This is a genomic window from Gottschalkia acidurici 9a (assembly GCF_000299355.1).
GTDB lineage: Bacteria > Bacillota > Clostridia > Tissierellales > Gottschalkiaceae > Gottschalkia > Gottschalkia acidurici.
In genome coordinates this window covers 1844126-1864049 of record NC_018664.1, presented here as the reverse complement: position 1 = coordinate 1864049, position 19924 = coordinate 1844126, and the positions used below count along the sequence as shown (strand labels likewise).

Sequence of the window (19924 nt, the reverse complement as noted above, 5' to 3'; positions counted from 1 at the left end):
TATGACAGAACTTTATAAGCATAAGTTTGAGGAAAGTGAAGAATGTCCAAACATTTTAACATTTTCTGATGTTACATTTAATTATAAGTGTGAAGAAAACGATCTACTACAAAACTTAAATTTCAATATAAGAGAAGGAGAATTCGTAAGTATAATAGGGCCTTCAGGATGTGGAAAGAGTACATTATTTAGACTCATTACAGGATTGGAGAAAAATATAGGTGGAACTATTTATATTAGTGGCGAGAACATAATGAGCAAAAGCGGAACTGTAGGTTATATGCCTCAAAAGGATTTGTTAGTTCCATGGAGGACTATATTGCAAAATGCATGCTTACCTTTGGAGATTAAGGGGATACCTAAGAATGAAGCAATATTAAAGGGAAGAGAATACTTAGAAATATTCGGATTAAATGGATATGAAGATAGGTATCCAAAGGAATTGTCGGGTGGAATGAAACAAAGAGTTTCATTTTTAAGAACTATTCTAACTGGTGCAGATCTACTATTATTAGATGAGCCATTTAGTGCGCTAGATGCAATTACTAAAATATCTCTTCAAGAATGGTTACAAGAACAGTGGATAAAACTTAAAAATACTATATTATTTATAACTCATGATGTTGAAGAAGCTATATTTTTGTCAAGTAGAATACTCATAGTAACGGACAAGCCCATAACACAGTTAAAAGAGGTGGAAATTCCATTAGAATATCCTAGAAATAGGAGTATGTTAGGAAGAGAAGATTTAGTAAAGATAAAAGAACAACTTATAGATGAGCTAAAGCAGAAGGTGGAGATATGAAAAAATATATTCCGTCAATAATATTATCCACTATGCTTTTGATTATATGGGAAGTAGTAGCTAGAGTTATAAATGCTATGTTCATATTGCCATCACCAACAAAAATAGTAGAAAAAGCCTGGGAGTTAAGAGTAGTTTTATTTACAGTTCATTTGCCAGCTACTATGTTAGTAACATTTATAGGACTCTTAATTTCTATAATCCTGGGAGTTGGACTAGCTATATTAATGAGTAGTAGTGAAAGAGTAGAAAATGCTATTTATCCAATTATAGTTGCTACACAGACTATACCAGTAACTGCATTAGCTCCACTGTTCGTATTATGGTTTGGATATACAATATGGAGTAAAGTTGTAGTTACTATACTACTAACATTTTTTCCAATAACCATAAATGTATTTGATGGATTTTCATCTACTAAAAGAGAAATGGAAGAGCTTTTGATAACCTATGGTGCAAATAAAAGAGATATATTTTTAAAGTTAAAGATTCCATCGTCTTTACCATACTTTTTTTCTGCTCTGAAGATATCAGTACCACTTAGTGTTATAGGTGCTGCAATAGGAGAGTGGTTGGGTGCACAAAAAGGATTAGGGTATTTTAGTAAAAGAATGATGACTCAGTTAGATGGAGCAGGTGTATTTGCACCTGTAGTAATTCTATCACTAGTAGCTATTATATTAGTAGTTATCATAACTACAATAGAAAGAAAAGTAATAACCTGGAGGGATGAATAATGAGAAAAATTAAAATTCTATCAATAATATTAGTTACACTGTTATTAATTACTTCTTGTGGAACTAGCAAGGATAAAGATGTAAGTACTAATTCTTATGGAAATCAAGATAAGAAATTAGAAGAAGTTGATATAGTATTAGATTGGTATCCAAATGCTATTCATAGCTTTATATACGCAGCAATTGAAAAAGGATATTTTGAAGAAGAAGGAATCAAGGTAAATGTTCAATTTCCTTCTAATGCTACAGATCCATTGACCTTACCTGCAGCAGGAAAGGCAACTGTAGGAATCTATTATCAGCCAGACGTTATAATAGCCAGAGCGAATGAGAACATACCTATAAAATCTATAGGAGCTGTAGTTCATGAACCATTAAGTGTAGTTATATCTTTAAAAGAAAAAAATATAGAGAGACCTAAGGACTTAGAGGGCAAAATTGTAGGGTATTCAGGTAACTTATTAAATGAAAAGTATGTAAAGACCATGGTAGAAAAGGATGGAGGAGATCCAAGTAAGGTAGAAATTATAGATATTGGATTTGAAATATTATCATCTATGGTAACTAAGAAGGTAGATGCAACTACAGGTGGGCTTATAAATCATGAAGTCCCAGTAATGAAATATGAAGGTCTTGAAGTGAATTACTTTGACCCTTCAGATTATGGAGTTCCAAAGTATTATGAGATGGTATTTGTAGCAAATGATAAAACTATTAATGATGAAAGAGATAAGTTAGAAAAGTTCTTAAGAGGGGCTAAAAAAGGATTTGAATTTATGAAGGAAAATCCAGACGAGGCTCTAGAGATACTTTTAAAGAATCAGCAAAAAGACAGCTTTCCTCTAACAAAATCTGTAGAAAAGCAAAGTCTAGATATCTTGCTTTCAAAGATGGATTCAGAGGAGGAGCCATTCCTATCACAGACAAAAAAATCTTGGGAGGATAAGTCAAAGTGGCTAAAAGAAAAAGGTATGATAAATAAAAGTCCAGATATAGATGAATTATTTATTAACATACTAAATAAATAAATTTAATATGAGTATAAAATTTCAGAGCGAGGATATATACACAATCCTCGCTATTTTTAATTTTTCAAATTTTTATTTCGTAGATATACATAAGAAAATCAATGATTTCATATTTAAACCTTAAAAAACCTAATTAATAAAGAAATATATCAAAAAATCATAATTGACCCTACATATAGTAAGTGATAAACTAAGTACACCTACATATGGTATGAGTATTAGGATGCTTAAGGGTACAGGGAGGAATTTAAATGATAACAAAAATTAAAAAAAGAGACGGAAGAGAAGTAGCTTTTAACATAGAGAAGATTGCAAATGCAATATTTAGAGCGTCGAGTTCGGTGGGAGCTACAGATTACAATGCTGCTCTTAAACTATCTGAAGATATAGCTGGGCGTGTTAGAGTAGAAATCACTGATCAAACACCATCAGTTGAGCAGGTACAAGATATAGTTGAGAAAGTACTTATAGAGAATGACTGGGCTGAAACTGCAAAGGCGTACATAATCTATAGAGCTGAAAGAACTAGATTAAGAGAAATGAATACTAAGCTTATGAGAATATATGAGGACTTAACTTTCAAAGAAGCAGAAGATACTGATGTAAAACGTGAAAATGCTAATATAGATGGAAACACAGCTATGGGAACAATGCTTAAGTATGGTTCTGAAGGTGCAAAACAGTTCTATAATATGTTTATGTTAAAACCAGAATACTCGAAAGCTCATAAAAAGGGTGAAATACATATACATGATCTAGACTTTTTAGCACTTACAACTACATGTTGTCAAATTGATATAGAACAACTATTTAAGGGTGGATTTAGTACAGGTCACGGACATTTAAGAGAGCCAAATGATATTCAAAGTTATTCAGCTCTTGCATGTATAGCTATTCAATCAAATCAGAATGATCAACATGGTGGTCAAAGTGTTCCAAATTTTGATTATGGTATAGCTCCTGGTGTATCAAAGACTTATGCAAAACTTTATATGAAGTATATTGTTAATACTTTAGAGTTACTTACAGGTAATATGGACTCAGAGGAAATAGTAAAGCAAGTATTTTCTCAAATAAAAGAAGATCATAATATAGTACCTAATTTAAAAGTAGAAGAGAGTAATATGCAAATTGAGAGAGAATATCTTTCAAAATATTTTGATGATGTAGACATGATAATTAAAGCACAAAAATTTGCAAGTGAGAAAGCATATAAAGAAACAGATAGAAACACTTATCAAGCTATGGAAGCATTAATCCATAATTTGAACACTATGCATAGTAGAGCAGGGGCACAAGTGCCATTCAGTTCAATAAATTACGGTACGGACACGTCTCTAGAAGGAAGAATGGTAGTTAAAAATCTTCTTTTAGCAACAGAGGCTGGGCTAGGAAATGGAGAAACTCCTATATTCCCTATACAAATATTTAAGGTAAAAGAAGGGGTAAACTATAATAGTGAAGATGTTAACTACGATTTATTCAAACTTGCATGTAGAGTTAGTGCTAAAAGACTATTCCCAAACTTCTCTTTTATAGATGCTCCTTTTAATATAACAAACTATAGAGAAGGCCGTCCAGAAACTGAGATAGCTTATATGGGATGTAGAACCAGAGTAATGCAAAACATTCATGATAAGTCTAGAGAAATAGTTTATGGAAGAGGTAATTTAAGCTTTACAACTATAAATCTACCAAGAATTGCTTTAAATAATAATGGAAATTTAGAAGGGTTTTTTAGAGAGTTAGATGAGAAGGTAGATCTTGTAATAGAACAGTTATTAGATAGATTTGAAATACAAGCGAGAAAGAAAGTTAAGAATTTCCCATTTTTAATGGGTCAAGGTGTTTGGATAGATTCTGATAAACTTGATAGAGATGATGAAATCCGAGAAGTATTGAAGCATGGAACACTAACAGCTGGATTCATAGGATTAGCAGAATGCTTAAAGGCATTAACAGGAGAACATCATGGAGAGTCAGATGAATCTCAAAAACTTGGAATTGAGATAATAGCTCATATGAGAAAGCGTATGGATGATGCTTCAAATCAACATAAATTAAACTTCTCTCTTATAGCTACGCCTGCAGAAGGAACTGCTGGACGATTCACTAAAATTGATAGAGAAGAGTTTGGAGAAATTGAAGGAGTTACTGATAGAGAGTACTATACTAATAGCTTCCATGTGCCAGTTTATCATAAGACTACAGCTTTTGATAAGATAAGAAGAGAAGCGCCATATCATGAACTTACTAACGGAGGACATATAACTTATGTTGAGCTTGATGGAGCTCCTTCTCAAAATATAGAGGCTTTTGAGAAAATTATAAAAGCTATGAAGGAGTCTGGAATAGGATATGGATCTATAAATCATCCAGTAGATAGAGATCCAGTTTGTGGATACTCTGGAATAATTGAAGATGTATGCCCTGGATGTGATAGAGAAGAAGGAGATATAAAGTTTGAGAGAATCCGTAGAATAACAGGATACTTAGTAGGAACTTTAGATAGATTTAATGATGCAAAGAAAGCTGAAGAAAGTGATAGAGTAAAGCACGGAATCAATAAGTAAGGAGAATGTGTATGACAAATACCATAAGAATTGCAGGAATAGTAGAAGAGTCAATAGTAGATGGGCCAGGAATACGTCTTGTAGTATTTGTCCAAGGATGTAAACATAAATGTCCCGGATGTCATAATGTACACACGCACGCATTCGATGGTGGAGAAATCATTAGTGTAAAAAATATAATAGATAAGATTAAAGAAAATCCATTGTTAGACGGAATTACATTAAGTGGTGGAGAGCCTTTTGAACAAGCAAAGATTCTCTCTAAGCTAGCAAAAGAGGTAAAAGATTTAGGGTATAATGTTATGACATATACAGGATATACCTATGAGCAGATAGTAAAAAGTTCCTCTGATATATATGGGTGGTCAGAACTACTTGAGAATACAGATATATTAGTGGATGGTAAGTTCGATGTTCAAAAAAAGAATTTAAAGTTAAGATTCAAAGGATCTGAAAATCAAAGAATAATAGATGTAAAGGAAACCAAATTAAATAATAAAATAGTATTCGCGGATATATAAACGAAAACTCCCTTTAAAAGTAATATAAAGCCTTTTAAAGGGAGTTTTTCTGTATTTACAACCATTTACGACATTTAGCGACAAAATAATTCAAAAAACGTTGACAAGATTCGACTTAAAGATATATAATGTGATTGTATAAAATATTCATTTTATTTTATAGATAATAAGTATATACCTATTATTAATGTCAATTATGAAAACGTTTTATTTTAAAAATAAAAACATTAAAGGAACACCCATGGGAAAGAATAAGAGATATAAAAAAGCTTACTTAAAATTAGAGGAGGAAGATTAATGTCTTTTGCAAACATTTTAACGCAAACAGGTATGGTATTTGTAATGCTGATTGCGGGGTATATTGTTAGAAAGTTAGAAATCACAACGGATGAGATGATATCTGGACTATCTAAATTCGTATTAAAGTTCACGTTACCTGTTGTAATATTCATTTCATTAAATAAGGAATTCTCATGGGATAAATTAACTATGAGTGGTATAGTATTAGGAGTTGGACTTATTGCTTATATAATAGCTATCCTTCTATCTAAAGTAGTTGCTAGTAGATTTGATGTAGAAAAGAATAAGCAAGGTGTATATAGATTTTTAATGATATTCCCAAATACAGCACTTATGGGATTCCCAATGGCACAAGCTATATATGGTGATGACGGGTTATTCTATGCTGTTGTATATAATATATTATTTAATGTATTCGCTTGGACAATAGGAATTAAAATGTTAGGAGAATCATCTGATGATCCTCAGATAAGAGAAGCGGCAAAAGTAAAAGGAAATCCTGTTAAACAAATATTATTAAACCCTGGAATGGCTGCAGCTATTTTAGGAGCTCTATTATTCATATCACCAGTGAAAATACCACCAGTTTTAGCTGAACCACTAGGAACAATAGGACATATGTCGACACCGTTGGCTATGGTAGTTGTTGGGGGGATATTAGCTACAACTAACATAGGATCAGCATTTAAAAATGGAAGACTATGGGTTATAACGTTATTTAGAATCGTATTTATGCCATTAGTTATTATTGGAGTATGTAAATTACTATCAGTACCAGCTGTAGTTGCGGGGGTTATAGCTCTTTTAAGTGGTATGCCAACAGCAGCAGATGCGGCTATGTTTGCTAGAAGATATGAGACTGACTATAACACAGCTTCACTAGCAGTTTTCATGACTACGCTATTTAACTTAATAACAACTCCAGCGATAGTGTTTATGGTTATAAAATTATTTGGTGCATAATATAATTAATAAAATAATAATTTAATATAAAGGTAATGTCTTGAAAATTATTTAGGTAATTTAAAAAAGACATTACCTTTTTTTATTAATGCTTGAAACGATGAAATATTATAGGAAATAAAGGAGAAATATGCACTATTATAGAATATGTAATATTTAGCAGTAGAATAGTACTTTTATATTTTAAAGTACATACTTTAGGGTACATATATAAATACAAGAAATAAAAATATAGAATCATTAAATATTGTTAAATTTCTCTAAAAATTAATTTGTAAGGGGATTGATGTATATGGAAAATAAGATATTATTAGAAACGGGTACTAATGAACTGGAAATAGTAGTTTTCAAAGTAGGTAAAGGAATATTTGGAATAAATGTAGCAAAAGTTGAAAGTATTATAACACATCAGCCAATAACTCAAGTGCCTAATATGCCTGAAGGAGTAGAAGGAGTTATAAATCACAGAGGGCAAGTTATAAATGTTATAAGACTTGAGGAGATATTAAACTTTCCATCAGGTATACCAGAGAAAGATAGATTTTTTATAGTAACACATTTTAATAATAATACATATGCATTTGAAGTTAGCAGTGTAGTTGGAATAAATAGATTGTCATGGGAAGACATAGAACAACCTAGTGATATGATAAATAATAAGACAAATTCACCTTTAGTTGGAATAGTAAAAAAGGAAGATATAATACTACTATTAGACTTTGAAAAAATAGTATCAGATAATACAAGTGTAATTGAAGATAATACAAAATTTAATAAAAGCTTAGACTTAAGAGGAAAAAAGGTAGTTATAGCAGAAGACTCACCTTTTCTTATAAATGTACTTGAACAAGCTTTAGAAAACTCAGGTGTAAAAGATATAGTTAAATTTAAAAATGGTGCAGATACATGGGAGTATATAAACTCTTTGGGAAGTATAGATGAACTGTTTTGCTTAATAACAGACATAGAGATGCCATCTATGGATGGCTTGACTTTAACTAAAAAGATTAAAGAAAATAAAATATACAATAAGTTACCAGTTATATTGTTTTCATCACTTATTAGTGAAGATCTAAAGCATAGGGGTGAAAGTGTAGGGGCAGATGCACAAATATCAAAGCCTGAGTTTGAACACTTAATAGACGTTTTAAAAAAATTCGAATAAAAACAAAGTTTTTATAAAAACGTTTTAGATAAGGAGAATAGAAGAATGACCATAAAGAAGAGGTATTTAATCATAGGGAACGGAGTTGCAGGACTATCTGCTGCTGAAGTAATAAGAAAGAAGGATGAAGGCGGCAGTATTACTATTATTACAGATGAGAAGTATTTAACGTATTATAGAATAAGGTTGTCTGAAGGTATAAGCAAAACATTCACAGATAAAGAGCTATTTGTACGTGACGAAAATTGGTATAAGGAAAGAAAAATTGATGTATTATTAGAAAAGAAAGTTGAAAATATAGACACTGAAAATAAAAATATATCTCTTATGGACGGGGAAACTATAGATTATGATAAGTTACTAATAGCAACTGGGAGTCAATCATTTATCCCTCCTATTAAAGGAAATGATAAACAAGGAGTTTTTTCTCTTAGAACTATAGATGATTTAGAAAAAATAAAAAAGTATTTTGAGAAATGTAATAGTATAACTGTGCTTGGAGGAGGACTATTAGGGTTAGAAGCAGCATGGGCTATTAAATCATTAGGAAAAGAAGTAAATGTAGTTGAGTTCTTTCCCCAATTACTACCAAGACAATTAGATGAAAAAATGTCTGAAGAGTTTGGTGATATTTTGAAAAAAAGTGGACTTAACTTGTATCTTGGTGTTTCAACTGAAGAAATAATCGGAGAATCTTCTGTAAGTGCACTTAAATTAAGCGATGGCACTGAATTGAAAACAGATGCTGTTTTAATTTCTGCAGGGGTTAGACCTAGAATAGACGTGGTAAAAGAAACTAATATTAAGTATGAAAAAGGAATACAAGTAGATAGGTATATGAGTACAAATGTAAATGACATTTATGCTGCAGGAGATGTAGTAGAAATCAATGGTATGGTAATAGGCTTATGGGGAATTTCTAGTGAGCAAGGTAAAATAGCTGGAGAAAATATGACTGGTGGAAATAAAGAATATTCACTAACTGAATTAGCAACATTATTAAGAATAGGAAGCAACTCGTTGTTTTCTACAGGAAATGTTAAGGAATACGATGACATATGTGAAGAAATAGATGCAGATAAGAATGCTCATTATAAGCTATGTGTAACTAACAATAAAGTTACTGGTGGAATAATTTTAAACGATATAAATAAAACACCAAAAATTAAAAAAGCTATAGAAAATGAAACAGATATATCAAAACAATTAGAGAAAAAAATGAGTGTTACTGAAATTCTAGAAAGCTTATAAAATAAAAAGTCCCTTTTATACCGATAAGGGGCTTTTTATTTTATAAAAAATTTAAAATACTATTGACAATATAATCTGAACGTAGTAATATCTACTAAATAGATAAAAATACTTAAATTTAAGTATTTAATTTCGTGAGTTAAAACCAACTAAACAGATATGAAAACTTTATTAAAAAGGGGAGATTAAAATGAGTGAAAGAAAATTAGGCTTCGAAACACTACAATTACATGCGGGTCAGAATCCTGATCCTACAACAGGATCAAGAGCGGTACCGATATATCAAACTACATCATATGTATTTGACAACTCTGATCATGCTGCAAATTTATTTGCATTAAAAGAGCCAGGAAATATTTATACAAGAATAATGAATCCTACAAGTGATGTTTTAGAACAAAGAATAGCAGTACTTGAAGGTGGAGTAGGAGCACTTGCAGTAGCATCAGGTTCAGCAGCAATAAACTACTCTATACTTAATATAGCTGGAGCGGGAGATGAAATAGTTGCTGCAAGTACGCTTTATGGTGGAACTTATAACCTATTCTCAGTTACACTTCCAAAGATAGGGATTAAAACTATATTTGTAAATCCTGATGATCCAGAAAATTTTAGAAATGCAATAACAGATAAAACGAAAGCACTATTTGTTGAAACTATAGGAAACCCTGGAATAAACATAGCTGACATAGAAGCAATAGCTAGCATAGCTCATGAAAATGGAATACCATTAATAGTAGATAATACTTTCGGAACACCTTATCTTATAAGACCAATAGAACATGGTGCAGATATAGTAGTACATTCAGCAACCAAGTTTATAGGAGGACACGGAACATCCATAGGAGGGCTTATAATAGACTCAGGTAAATTTGATTGGATTGCAAGTGGCAAGTTTCCAGACCTAGTAGAACCAGATTTAAGTTATCATGGAATAAGTTATGCAAAAGATGTGGGGGCGGCAGCATATATAACTAAAGCAAGAGTTCAACTTTTAAGAGATACTGGCTCTTCTATAAGTCCATTCAACTCATTTTTATTGCTACAAGGGCTAGAAACTTTATCTCTAAGAGTGGAAAGACATGTTGAAAATACTAGAAAGATAGTTGAGTTCTTAAAGAGTCATCCAAAAGTATCTTGGGTGAATTACCCAGAACTTGAAGACAATAAGTATCATGAATTGGCTAAAAAGTATTTACCGAATGGAGCTAGTTCAATATTTACTTTTGGAATTGATGGAGATATCGAAACGGCGAAGAAATTTATAGATAGTTTAGAGATATTCTCATTACTAGCAAATGTGGCAGATGCTAAGTCACTAGTAATACACCCAGCGAGCACAACACATCAGCAATTATCAGAAGAAGAACAAATAGCGGCTGGGGCTACACCAGACTTAATCAGACTATCAATAGGATTAGAAAAAGCAGATGATTTAATATACGACTTAGAACAAGCATTACAAAAAGCATTTGAATAATAAAATTAAATATAATAAAAGATAGTTTTTATAGAAGTAGCCTTTCTTATTTTGTGATAAGTTAACAAAAATAAGAAAGGCTACTTTAAAATTTAAAATAAAAGTCGAAGATATTGTTATAGAGAAAATAATAATATATTTTGTCATAATATATGTAATATTTTCTTCTATTGTAGTATAATTACTAAGAAATAATCTATTTAGGTGAAAACAGTCAAAAGGAGGTGATTGAATTGAGAACAGATAGCTTTGTATTGTATGGTTTATCTAAATATGAAAGCATTATTGACAAAATAATTGAAGATATTAGATGTCATGACAATTACTTTGACGTCAAACTAATTCTTACGGAAGCTCTAACTAATGCTTTTAATCATGGGAACAAAAAAGATGATGAAAAGCCTATATATCTAAGGTATGAATATGAATGTCAAGATAGATATGTAAAATTTGAGATAGAAGACAGTGGGGACATAGCAAGAAATATAGTTATGAGTCGTGAGCTATCAGATGATAATATCTTAAATAATAGTGGTAGAGGATTATTTCTAATAAACTGTATTGCTGATGAGGTGTATTTTCAAGAAAATACGATAGTCATACAAAAAAATTAAAAGCATAAGAAAAAGAAAGGTGATATTTTGAAAACAAAATTAAAACTAAAGCTAAAAATGAATCTAAAGATAAAACTAATTTCAGCTATATTCATAGCCATTGCACTATCGTTAAGTGTTTTAGGAGTATTCTCTTATAGGAGTACATCAAAATCTATGGAAAGTAGCGTAGAAGAGAATTTAATGAATACTGCAGATGGAGTAGTCTCATCTATAAATCAGGAACTAGATTCAGTATATAGAAATGTTGAAATTATGAGTTCTCGTCAGGAGCTAATAGATTTAGCTAAAGGAGATATAAGTGCAAAAGAAGGCGCTTTTAATTATTTATTTAACATAGAGAAAGATCATAAAGATTTATTACTTAACTTACTTATAACAGATGTAAATGGAAATGTTTTAGTAACTAGTGAGGATATACAACCAGATATGTACTTAGGGGATCTTGAGCACATGAAATACATAATAAAAGAAGGTAAGCCAGCACATAGTGATGTAATTATAGCTAAAGCAGACAACCATCAGCAAATCATATCGGTTGGATATCCTTTAGTTTCTGATGGACAAGTAGTGGGTACCATGGTTGCAGCTTTAAAATTTGAAAACATATCTAAACACGCTGAAAAAATTAAGATAGGTGAAAAAGGATTTGCATTTATATTAGATAAACAAGGTACTTTCATAGGTCATCCTGTAAAAGAAAAACGCTCTAAAGTTAAGATGATTGATGATATGGGAGAAATGGATGAAAGCTGTAAAGAAGTAGTAGATAAAATGCAGTCAGGACAAGAAGGAAAAGGATACTATACATATAAAGGAATGAAGAAATTCGCAAGATTTATTCCTGTAGACAAGTGGATACTAGTAGTTGAAGCTGACTATGATGAATATATGGCTCCAGCAAAATCTATTAGAAATGACACGATATTCACGATTATAGTAGCAATTATAATAGCTACAGTAGTTGCTTATATTTTCATAAATAGAAATATAGTAAATCCAATAAACCAATTACAAAAACTTATGAATAGAGCTGGAAAGGGAGATTTAACAGTAACGTCGAATATAAGTACAAAAGATGAAATACAATTGTTAGGTGAAGATTTTAATAATATGATTGAGCAACAATCAAATATAGTAAGTGCTATTAAGAGAAATTCTAATGAACTAACCCAAACATCTGAGGAATTAGCAGCTTCTATAGAAGAAATGACGGCATCTAATGAACAAGTATCTTCTAACATACAGGATGTAGCTGGCGTAACTATAAGTCAAAATGACTCTATAGTAGATATATCTGAAGTTCTAGTACAACTTTCAAGCCTTATACAAATAGCACAAAGAAGAGCATATATGGCGAAAGATAATTCTAAAAACACAATAGATGTAGCAAGTCAAGGTAGAGTTAAATTAGAAGAAACCGTAAGTGCTATAGAAAATATTAGTAACGTTTCATCTGAAACAGAAGGCATATTAATATCACTAAGTAAAATCTCTGAAAGAGTAAGTGGAATTATAGAAACTATAAACAATATATCAGATCAAACAAATTTATTAGCATTAAATGCTAATATTGAAGCAGCAAGAGCAGGAGAACATGGTAGAGGATTTGCAGTTGTAGCAGAAGAAGTGCGCAAACTTTCAGAGCAAACTACAGCAGAATCAAGTCAAATATCTTTATTAGTAAATGAAATGTTAATAGATATAAATAAAGCAGTAGAGTCAATGAAACTTAGTAAAAAAGCAGTAGAAAATGGCGTGATTGTTGCTAATGAAACAGATAAATCTTTTATAAGTATTTTAGAAGCTGTAGAACAAATAGGAGATGACATTGAACAAATAGTAGACATTACCAAAGATGAAGTTGCAAGTTCAGATAAAATAGTAAAGCTTATAGATACTATTGCTTCTACCTCTGAATTAATAACAAAAGATAGTCAGGATATAGCTGCAGTTGTAGAAGAACAAAGCGCAGTTTCACAAAGTGTAGCTAGCGTTGCTGAAGAAACAACAGCTATGGCTAATGAGTTAACAAGCCTTGTAGAAAACTTTATAGAGAGAGGTGAAGAATGATTGAGTTTTGAAAAAATATTAGTATCAGAAACATTTGCAGTAAAAGAAGCTGATGAAATAAGACAAAAGACAGAAGAGCTATTAGAGAAAGGAAATAGAGAATTTATTTTTGATTTTAGTCAATGTAACTTTATGGATAGTACAGGACTTGGTGTATTAGTTTCACTCCATAAAAGATGCAGTGAAATGAATGGAAGGGTAAAGATAGAGTCAGTCTATAATAGAGATGTGTTGAAAATATTTGAACTAACAAGACTAGATAAAGTCTTTGGATTATAGGAGAAAAAGAAATGGGAAAAGTATATAGAGAAGTAGTGTTTGATAATAAATTAAGTATAGAGAAATTTTTAGCGGATGAATTTAATGTATTACTAAAATTAGATAGTGGTCAAAGTCTTAGCTATTCAAATCAGGAATTAAAAAGTGTTCTTGTTAACCTAGATATAACAGAAGAAGAAGGCAAAGCTACCCTAACTATAAGCAAGCTAGTATCATTAAAAGCATTTCTTCTATCTAAAGAAGAAGGTATGGATGTAGTTAAATTAATAGCTACAATTGATGATGTTATGAAGCTATCTTCTAATGGTGTAAAATCTGATAGCATGGGAATACCTAACGATGAGAACTTAAAAGAGTTTTTAAGCAAAGCAAATATAAGGGTAGAAAGTATTGTAGAAGATAAAGTATTTTTATCAGATGGTAAAAGAAAAGTATCAGTAAAATGTAAAAATAATTTTTATGATTTTAATCAGATTGAATTGATTGAAGAATACTAAATTAAGTAAAAGAGAATCTCTTAAAAGTAGAGATTCTCTTTTTTCTTTTTTGTATAGATACAAAGTGAAATATACGGATACAATGAGGCTTTGGAAGAGAGCGGTGTCATTATAAAACTACAATATATATTACTATTATAAAAAACAGTTGATTTTATTATAGATACATATTATAATTGTATCTATAATAAAAGAAATGTACTTATAAAATAATTAGTAGGGGGAATACAATTGAACATATTAGAAAGATACAATATAGAAGGTAAGAATTTAGCTGAAAAATTAAAGGGTGGAGTTATAATGGATGTTACTAATGCAGAACAGGCAAAAATTGCTGAAGCTGCAGGAGCTTGTGCTGTTATGGCTTTAGAAAGAGTTCCAGCTGATATAAGAGCAGAAGGTGGAATAGCTAGAATGTCAGATCCGAAATTAATAAAAGAAATCCAAGATGCTGTATCAATTCCAGTAATGGCTAAAGTAAGAATAGGACATTTTGTTGAAGCTCAAATAATAGAGGCACTTGAAGTAGATTTTGTTGACGAGAGTGAAGTACTAACTCCAGCAGACGATAAGCTGCATATAGATAAAAAGGAATTTAAAGTACCATTTGTATGTGGAGCAAAAAATTTAGGAGAAGCACTTAGAAGAATTGGAGAAGGTGCTGCTATGATAAGAACCAAGGGAGAACCAGGAACAGGAGATGTAGTAGAAGCTGTTAAGCATATGAGAGCCATGAATTCAGAAATAAATAAACTTTCATCTATGGAGAAAGAAGAAATAATGAATTACGCTAAAGAAATATCAGCACCATATGATTTAGTACAGTATGTACATGAGAATAAAAAGCTTCCAGTAGTAAACTTTGCAGCAGGTGGAGTAGCTACGCCAGCAGATGCTGCTATGATGATGCAATTGGGTTGTGATGGGGTTTTTGTTGGATCTGGTATATTTAAATCAGGAGATCCAGTTAAAAGAGCGGAAGCAATAGTAAAAGCAGTGAAAAATTATAATAATCCTAAGGTATTAGCTGAAGTTTCCGAAAACTTAGGAGAAGCAATGGTTGGAATAAATGTATCTACTATGTCGGAAGAAGATAGAATGGCTAATAGAGGCTGGTAATAAACTAACTAGTGTTAATATATCTGATATCAATATAAAAACTGATATGCTTAAGTATATCAGTTTTTATATTAGTATTGAAGGAGAATAACTTATGATATAGAATAGTTTACATAAAGAAATTAATTATAGCTAAGAAAGAGGAAGTGATTCAACTGATAGATATTAACAAGTTAAAACAAGGCGATGTTTTTTATAAAGCAGAAATTAGAGGAGTTAGTAAATGTGAAATGTATGATGATGACATACAAGAATACGGGAGCTTTGCAGTAACTATTAATGATAATTCTGAAAGCTTAAGATTTATTTCTAAAGAAGATTATGAATATCTTTTCTATACTCAAGAGGAAGCAGAAGAAATGGTAGAAAGAATTCCTAATAAATTAGTTGATCAGCTGTTGGACGATGATATGTGGGTTAAAGAGTTGATGGACAAGTATGAAAGAAGTGTTAATGATATTTATGTTGTTGCTATGAAGAAGGCTATAAAAATAAAAACAGGAATAGATATATAATAGGTTGTAATTGAGTTCATATATGTTACTATTTATTAGTGCAATATTAATGATTATTTCAAAATAAAATACATAATAAGTGCATACCTATAAATATAAGGACTAAAAAATATGTTTAAAAAAAGGAGAGTAAAATAATAATGGAAAATAAAGTACTAGCAACAGTTAATGGAATTGAGATAACAGAGCAAGACGTTCAAGCGTTTCTAGCAACACTAGGACAGCAAGCAGCTATGCAAATACAATCTCAACCTGATGGCATATCTAGAGTAGTAAATGAATTAGTAAATCAAAACTTAATGTATCTAGATGCTGTAGATAAAGAACTAGAACAAGATGAGGTTTTTAAAGAAGAATTAGAAAAAACTAAAAAAAATCTTTTAATTCAATATTCAGTTAATAAGTTTCTAATTGATATATCTGCTACAGAAGATGAAATTGTTAAATACTATAATGAGAATAAAGAAAAGTTTAAAAAGTCAGAGACCTTAAGAGCTAGTCATATATTAGTTAAAGAAGAAAAACAAGCTAACGACATATTAGAAGAAATAAATAACGGCCTATCTTTTGAAGATGCAGCTGAAAAATATTCCGAGTGCCCTTCAAAAGATAGAGGAGGAGATTTAGGAGAATTTTCAAGAGGTAGTATGGTACCAGAATTTGAAGAGGCTGCATTTAAAGCAGAAGTGGGAGAAACAACTAAACCAATACAAACTCAATTTGGATATCATATAATCAAGGTAATCGATAGAAATGAAGAGAGCATAAGTCTACTGGAAGAGGTTAAGGAGCAAGTAAAACAGACGGTGATTAGTCTAAAGCAACAAGAATCATTCTTAAATAGAACAAACGAACTTAAACAAAAGTATGGTGTAACTATTAATTTATAGACTAGAATAACACGATATATATCAAAGATTATAGTGATGAATAAAAAAATTACTATAATCTTTTTGATATACATACTCTAATAACTAATAATATAGAAATACTGATGTAATTGGAGGGACTTTTATGAAAACATTTGAAGAATCTTCTTTAGATTTTTTACTTAATAATGTAATTAGACTACACTATATTCGTACTCACGAGTTATTAGAAAAGATAAGTCTTTATCCTGGACAACCCAGAGTTTTGCATGCATTATGGACAAAAGATGGACTGAGCCAAAAGGAGCTAGGAGAGAGATTAAATATAAAACCATCAACTGTAACAGTAATGATAAATAGGATGGAAAAGTGTGGATTAGTAAAGCGTATTCAAGATGAAAATGATTTGCGTGTATCAAAGATCTACTTGTGTGAAAAAGGTGAGAAACTAAAAGATGATGCTGCAGAAGTTCTTAAAGATGTAAATGATAAAACTTTTTTTGGATTTACTTCAGAAGAAAAAGAGATTATGAGCAATTTCTTAAATCGTATGTATAAAAATTTAAGCAAATAGTATTTTATGGAGGAATATAATGGATTTTATCTTAAGAGGACATCATATATTTTGTATCCAGGGATTTAGAGGAAAAGGTTATAGTGAGGATTTTATACATAACATGAGTAGAATAATAGAATATTTAAAAAGTGATGAGAATGTTAAGGTTAAAATTATAAATAGTCCTGACCATATATGTTTAGGGTGTCCAGAAAACATAGGGCAAGAGCTCACAAGAAAATTTGAATCAGATAAAATATATAAAGATAAGGGATTTTGTGAGAAGGAACAATATGTATATGAATTGGATAACTATGTTGCTAAAGTGCTAAATATAGAAATCGGAAAAGAATATTTATATAAAGACTTATTAAATAGAATAAAAGAAAGTTTGACAGAAAAAAAGTTTGACGAAATATGCGGAAGTTGTCAATGGTACAGCTTAGGTTACTGTAAAGAGAGTCTCATTCCTGAAAGATAGAATCCAGAAGTGAGACTCTCTTATTTTAGAAAATAGTTTGTCTGGAATAATATTGAAAGAAGTCGGTTTTTAAAAACAAGAGCATCAAAAAGATGACAAAGATAATTTTACCTTAGAAATAGGTAAGGAAAGGCTAAAAGAAGCTGATGCAGATACAATATTTTATTTATGAACAAGGGAATGAACAAGCTAGTCAAAGAGAGCAAGATTGGGTTAATGATCCTTTATTTTAAAACTTAAATGCTGTTAAAAATAAAAAAAGCCTCTAAAGTTGATGATGTTATTTGGAATACGGCAGGTGGAGTTAATGCAGTTAATTTAATGTTAGATGATTTAAAGAAATTTATAGAGAATAAAGATATACAAGAGGTGTAAAGAGATAGTTTTCCTTAATAGAACCCTATCTCTTTATATATAAGAAAAATATGATTTCAGTTTTATCGATAGTTTGAATGTTATTTATAATTTTATATTTAAAGTTTTCGTTACTTTAAATTTCATAAAAATTTCCGCTATTGATGATATCATTGGCAGTTAAGGATGATACATTATCTAGTATGCCGACTTTAAAGCTTCCAAGAGCACTTTTATTTTCTAGTGAGTTATAGGACATTTCTCCAGCTAACCCCATAGAGACTATTCCAGCTATACTCGATAAGTAATAGTTATTAGTAATACCACAAAATGTACCAACTAAAGATGTAGACATACATCCTGTACCAGTGACTTTAGATAAAAGTGGAACACCGTTATCTATAATACAGACTTTACTACCATCAGTTACTATATCTTTAGCTCCTGTCATTGCTATAACTGTATCTAAATTTGACGCAATATTTTTAATAATACCCTCATCAATAATAGTATCGTCCATAGAATCAACACCTTTAATATTACTAGACTCACCACCTATAGCTTTTATTTCTGCCATATTTCCACGTATTACAGAAAACTTAATTTCTTCTAATAGTCTATTAACAGTCTTAGTTCTTAATTCGGTTGCTCTTATACCTACAGGATCTAATATAACGGGTATATTCAAAGAGTTTGCTCTTTTTCCTGCCATTATCATAGATTCTATAGATCTTGAATTTAATGTACCTATATTAATAACTAATGAAGATGCTACTGAAACCATTTCTTCTACTTCATGCACATCATCAGCCATTACAGGAGAACCGCCTATAGCTAAAACTATATTTGCACAATCATTTGCAGTTACATAATTTGTAATATGGTGAACTAGAGGATTGTTATTTCTAACTTCTAATAGGAGCTTACTGACTTCTATCTTCATCTAAAATACCAGCTTTCTTATATAGACTATAAAAATGATTAGTAGGGCCAACACCTTTACCTATATCTAAAGAATGCTCTATTGCTAAACTTATATAGCTTTTCGCATTTCTAACTGAAGATATTATATCGTGCCCTAGAGCTAAGTTAGACGCTATAGAAGACGACAGTGTACATCCAGTTCCATGAGTGTTTTTAGTATCTATTCTTTCACCATGAAACAAATAAAACTCATTTCCATCAAACAATATGTCTGTAGCATCGTCTTCTAAATGACCACCCTTTATTAACACATTTTTACAACCAAAAGAATGCATTATTTTAGCTGCTTTTTTCATATCTTGTATATTATTAATCTCCATACCAGTTATAGCCGTAGCCTCTGGAAGATTAGGAGTAACTACTGTAGCAATAGGAAGAAGATTTTCTATTAAAGCTTTTTTAGCTTCAGGACTAAGTAAGTCAAATCCACTTTTAGAAATCATAACGGGATCTATCACTATATTACTAGGATTATATTCTCTTAATTTTTTTGAAATAGCCTTAATCGTAGGAACCTTAGACACCATTCCAACTTTAACTGCATCTACTTCTATATCTTCAAATATTACTTTAATCTGACCTTCTATAATATCATCTGTAATATCTTGTATTCCAAAAACCCCCTGTGTATTTTGAACAGTTATAGCAGTTATAACACTCATCCCATATACACCATGTGCTGAGAAGGTCTTTAAATCTGCTTGAATACCAGCTCCACCAGAACAATCAGATCCAGCTATAGTTAAAACATTTTTCATAA

General features: G+C 30.8%; 20 protein-coding genes. 18 read left to right on the top strand and 2 right to left on the bottom strand.

Translation table 11 applies throughout. The features are described from left to right. Position 1: 1 nt before the first annotated feature. From CURI_RS08965 to CURI_RS08880, 18 genes are all read left to right on the top strand, one after another. A complete protein-coding gene (locus CURI_RS08965) occupies positions 2-805 on the top strand; it encodes an ABC transporter ATP-binding protein (protein WP_014967934.1) in 804 nt (267 codons plus the stop codon). Then, the gene (locus CURI_RS08960) at positions 802-1542 is read left to right on the top strand and encodes an ABC transporter permease (protein ID WP_014967933.1); all 741 of its coding nucleotides are present in this window, start codon (positions 802-804) and stop codon (positions 1540-1542) included. Before CURI_RS08965 ends, CURI_RS08960 begins: the two co-directional genes overlap by 4 nt. Further along, positions 1542-2570: an ABC transporter substrate-binding protein gene (locus tag CURI_RS08955; RefSeq protein ID WP_014967932.1), complete on the top strand. Its 1029-nt coding sequence runs from the start codon at positions 1542-1544 to the stop codon at positions 2568-2570. The genes CURI_RS08960 and CURI_RS08955 overlap by 1 nt, the downstream gene beginning before the upstream one ends. Positions 2571-2821: 251 nt before the next feature. After that, on the top strand, positions 2822-5143 hold the full coding sequence (locus tag CURI_RS08950; protein ID WP_014967931.1) for an anaerobic ribonucleoside triphosphate reductase: 2322 nt from the start codon (positions 2822-2824) through the stop codon (positions 5141-5143). 11 nt (positions 5144-5154) lie between these two features. Continuing rightward, a complete protein-coding gene (gene nrdG / locus CURI_RS08945) occupies positions 5155-5664 on the top strand; it encodes an anaerobic ribonucleoside-triphosphate reductase activating protein (protein WP_014967930.1) in 510 nt (169 codons plus the stop codon). Positions 5665-5961: 297 nt separating this feature from the next. Beyond that, on the top strand, positions 5962-6927 hold the full coding sequence (locus tag CURI_RS08940; RefSeq protein WP_014967929.1) for an AEC family transporter: 966 nt from the start codon (positions 5962-5964) through the stop codon (positions 6925-6927). Positions 6928-7219: 292 nt separating this feature from the next. Next, complete coding sequence (locus CURI_RS08935; protein WP_041701721.1) at positions 7220-8092, top strand: chemotaxis protein; 873 nt, start codon at positions 7220-7222, stop codon at positions 8090-8092. A 45-nt stretch (positions 8093-8137) separates the two neighbouring features. Further along, complete coding sequence (locus tag CURI_RS08930) at positions 8138-9343, top strand: NAD(P)/FAD-dependent oxidoreductase (protein WP_014967927.1); 1206 nt, start codon at positions 8138-8140, stop codon at positions 9341-9343. Between the two features lie 190 nt (positions 9344-9533). Then, entirely contained in the window at positions 9534-10823 is a 1290-nt protein-coding gene (locus CURI_RS08925) for a homocysteine synthase (protein ID WP_014967926.1), read from the top strand. 233 nt (positions 10824-11056) lie between these two features. Beyond that, complete coding sequence (locus CURI_RS08920) at positions 11057-11437, top strand: ATP-binding protein (RefSeq protein WP_014967925.1); 381 nt, start codon at positions 11057-11059, stop codon at positions 11435-11437. 27 nt (positions 11438-11464) lie between these two features. Further along, positions 11465-13510, top strand: a complete 2046-nt coding sequence (locus CURI_RS08915; protein WP_014967924.1) for a methyl-accepting chemotaxis protein — start codon at positions 11465-11467, stop codon at positions 13508-13510. Continuing rightward, a complete protein-coding gene (locus CURI_RS08910) occupies positions 13511-13789 on the top strand; it encodes an STAS domain-containing protein (protein ID WP_014967923.1) in 279 nt (92 codons plus the stop codon). A gap of 11 nt (positions 13790-13800) precedes the next feature. After that, positions 13801-14286 (top strand): hypothetical protein, encoded by a 486-nt coding sequence (locus CURI_RS08905; RefSeq protein ID WP_014967922.1) that lies wholly within the window; start codon positions 13801-13803, stop codon positions 14284-14286. A gap of 231 nt (positions 14287-14517) precedes the next feature. Then, positions 14518-15405, top strand: coding sequence for a pyridoxal 5'-phosphate synthase lyase subunit PdxS (pdxS, locus tag CURI_RS08900; RefSeq protein ID WP_014967921.1), 888 nt, complete (start codon positions 14518-14520; stop codon positions 15403-15405). Between the two features lie 146 nt (positions 15406-15551). Then, entirely contained in the window at positions 15552-15920 is a 369-nt protein-coding gene (locus tag CURI_RS08895) for a hypothetical protein (protein WP_014967920.1), read from the top strand. Positions 15921-16060: 140 nt separating this feature from the next. Further along, complete coding sequence (locus tag CURI_RS16145; protein WP_014967919.1) at positions 16061-16810, top strand: peptidylprolyl isomerase; 750 nt, start codon at positions 16061-16063, stop codon at positions 16808-16810. A gap of 124 nt (positions 16811-16934) precedes the next feature. Further along, on the top strand, positions 16935-17363 hold the full coding sequence (locus CURI_RS08885; RefSeq protein WP_014967918.1) for a MarR family winged helix-turn-helix transcriptional regulator: 429 nt from the start codon (positions 16935-16937) through the stop codon (positions 17361-17363). Between the two features lie 19 nt (positions 17364-17382). After that, on the top strand, positions 17383-17826 hold the full coding sequence (locus CURI_RS08880; protein WP_014967917.1) for a DUF1284 domain-containing protein: 444 nt from the start codon (positions 17383-17385) through the stop codon (positions 17824-17826). A gap of 490 nt (positions 17827-18316) precedes the next feature. Here the strand turns inward: CURI_RS08880 and thiM are convergent, their stop codons facing one another. Together thiM and thiD are read right to left on the bottom strand one after the other, a co-directional pair. Next, positions 18317-19123 (bottom strand): hydroxyethylthiazole kinase, encoded by an 807-nt coding sequence (thiM, locus tag CURI_RS08870; RefSeq protein ID WP_041701718.1) that lies wholly within the window; start codon positions 19121-19123, stop codon positions 18317-18319. Continuing rightward, positions 19104-19922, bottom strand: a complete 819-nt coding sequence (thiD, locus tag CURI_RS08865; protein ID WP_014967915.1) for a bifunctional hydroxymethylpyrimidine kinase/phosphomethylpyrimidine kinase — start codon at positions 19920-19922, stop codon at positions 19104-19106. Before thiD ends, thiM begins: the two co-directional genes overlap by 20 nt. Positions 19923-19924 lie beyond the last annotated feature (2 nt).

Bases quoted from the DNA above. Each gene is read 5' to 3' on its own strand.
- CURI_RS08960 (WP_014967933.1), top strand. From the start codon at position 802: ATGAAAAAATATATTCCGTCAATAATATTATCCACTATGCTTTTGATT.
- CURI_RS08885 (WP_014967918.1), top strand. From the start codon at position 16,935: ATGAAAACATTTGAAGAATCTTCTTTAGATTTTTTACTTAATAATGTA.
- CURI_RS08955 (WP_014967932.1), top strand. From the start codon at position 1,542: ATGAGAAAAATTAAAATTCTATCAATAATATTAGTTACACTGTTATTA.
- CURI_RS08965 (WP_014967934.1), top strand. From the start codon at position 2: ATGACAGAACTTTATAAGCATAAGTTTGAGGAAAGTGAAGAATGTCCA.
- CURI_RS08925 (WP_014967926.1), top strand. From the start codon at position 9,534: ATGAGTGAAAGAAAATTAGGCTTCGAAACACTACAATTACATGCGGGT.
- CURI_RS08935 (WP_041701721.1), top strand. From the start codon at position 7,220: ATGGAAAATAAGATATTATTAGAAACGGGTACTAATGAACTGGAAATA.
- CURI_RS08940 (WP_014967929.1), top strand. From the start codon at position 5,962: ATGTCTTTTGCAAACATTTTAACGCAAACAGGTATGGTATTTGTAATG.
- thiM (WP_041701718.1), bottom strand. From the start codon at position 19,123: ATGAAGATAGAAGTCAGTAAGCTCCTATTAGAAGTTAGAAATAACAAT.
- nrdG (WP_014967930.1), top strand. From the start codon at position 5,155: ATGACAAATACCATAAGAATTGCAGGAATAGTAGAAGAGTCAATAGTA.
- thiD (WP_014967915.1), bottom strand. From the start codon at position 19,922: ATGAAAAATGTTTTAACTATAGCTGGATCTGATTGTTCTGGTGGAGCT.
- CURI_RS08905 (WP_014967922.1), top strand. From the start codon at position 13,801: ATGGGAAAAGTATATAGAGAAGTAGTGTTTGATAATAAATTAAGTATA.
- CURI_RS08950 (WP_014967931.1), top strand. From the start codon at position 2,822: ATGATAACAAAAATTAAAAAAAGAGACGGAAGAGAAGTAGCTTTTAAC.
- CURI_RS16145 (WP_014967919.1), top strand. From the start codon at position 16,061: ATGGAAAATAAAGTACTAGCAACAGTTAATGGAATTGAGATAACAGAG.
- CURI_RS08880 (WP_014967917.1), top strand. From the start codon at position 17,383: ATGGATTTTATCTTAAGAGGACATCATATATTTTGTATCCAGGGATTT.
- CURI_RS08930 (WP_014967927.1), top strand. From the start codon at position 8,138: ATGACCATAAAGAAGAGGTATTTAATCATAGGGAACGGAGTTGCAGGA.